Source organism: Arthrobacter sp. Dra40, from assembly GCF_059091905.1.
The window spans coordinates 1-1,602 of record NZ_JBNHHB010000466.1; the positions used below are offsets into that span (position 1 = coordinate 1).

Sequence of the window (1,602 nt, forward strand, 5' to 3'; positions counted from 1 at the left end):
AAGTGGGCAGATTACATGGCCGCGAATGGACAGTTTTACTGGCCGCCAGCGGGCACTTTCGTGGCCATCTACGGGCAGTTTTTCATGGCCGCTGACAATCTTCATGCCGTTCCAGCGACTGGAGACGCAGACAACCTCATCGGGCGCGGATTTGCCTCGTCGGATGGATTCTCCGCGGAAATGCGCGAGAAGTTTTGGGCACAGAGCGCACAGTGCTAGCGACCTCGCCCAAGTCGCGAAGCTCGGAGACGAGCGATCGCGGCGATGAGATCAGCGTGGTCGCCCCAGTTATCGGCATGGCGATCGGACGCGTCATGGTTGCTCGGTTGTACCCGCGCGCCGACTCCCTCCGATGGTCCGGCGGGCGACACGCAACCCGCTTTGGTTGGCGCAACAGACAGAGCGTCGGGAAAGCTCGGCGAACCGGGGAATGTTGACCTTTTCGGACGGTTCACCGCCAGCTGCGTCGTGGAGGTCATCACACGCACCTTCGAGTTCAGGACGATGTAGACCACGTCGGTGGCGACGCTAACGACAAGGACCAGCACGGTGGTCACGCGGACGACGCCCGGAGCACAGGGAGGCCATTCGCGACGACGAAGTGATCGCGAACGCTCCCAGCGCGGGGATGTTGAACACCTGCTCGATCGCGACCGAACGGCCCAAGCTCCGTACTCTGGATTGCCAGTTCCGTTGAGGTGGGTGGGTTTGAGCTGGCCGACGAGCTTTGCAACAGGTCCGCGTGCACGTCCTATGAAAGCCAATGCGTTAGCTCCTTCGCGAGGTCACGGCGAAACGCGTGGACCAGCGCGAGACTTTCAACTTGCGTCATGAGTCTGGCCTCCAGCTAAGCCACCGTATTTCCGAGCGCGGCAACGCTGCGGCCATACAGGTCCGCGCTCACCGTGACCCCGCGACAAAAGCGCCGAGACGGACGCCGACGTATTGCTTGCTGCGAGGTGTCATTCCCGCCCCGATCCTGATTGTCGCGCTGCAAACTTGGCAGCAGAGGCGCCGGCCCATTTACCGGTGATATAGGCGGGTGCGAGGCCTCCCGCGTACCCATAGTTAGAAAGGCCGCCGATATCTGCCCCCGCCGCAAAGACTCCGGGGACAGGCACGCCGACTGCATCGAGCGCTCGGCCTTCTGCGTCAATCGGTATCCCACCAAAAGTGAATGTTATCGACGGCTGTACCTCGATCGCATAAAAGGGCGGCGTATTCGGAGGGTCCGCAAGGCCAGATACCGGCGCACCGCCCGCTGATCCTCCACCGGCGGCCACCGCGTCCGCATACTCGGTGAGAGTCGCTGTGAGGGTCGCGCTGGGTACGCCCCACTGGGAGATCGCATCGACGAGCCCTTCGAGGGTGAGTGCCTCCGCATGCCGCGCGCCGGCTTCGACCCCAGCCAGATAGCGGTCCAGGGCGCCGAGACCCGGGAATGGTTCGGCGGTGGCATACGTCTCGCGCACCCGCTGGTCGAATACAAGGATGCCCAAGGCGTTTGGGACTGCCCCGGGTTTCGTTGACTCTCGGGGTTGATGGTTTCTAAGCGGCTTGAAGGCCGGTTTCGATTGTCTCAAATTCGAGGGGTGTGAGGCG

Annotated in this window: 2 protein-coding genes; one reads left to right on the forward strand and one right to left on the reverse strand. The window is 62.7% G+C overall.

Translation table 11 applies throughout. The annotated features are described in order from the left end of the window. Positions 1-219: hypothetical protein (locus AC5RWT_RS37225; RefSeq protein ID WP_494084592.1), on the forward strand; the 219-nt coding region annotated here is incomplete at its 5' end. A 743-nt stretch (positions 220-962) separates the two neighbouring features. Here the strand turns inward: AC5RWT_RS37225 and AC5RWT_RS37230 are convergent. Next, positions 963-1,499 (reverse strand): FAD-binding protein, encoded by a 537-nt coding sequence (locus AC5RWT_RS37230; protein WP_494084593.1) that lies wholly within the window; start codon positions 1,497-1,499, stop codon positions 963-965. Positions 1,500-1,602 lie beyond the last annotated feature (103 nt).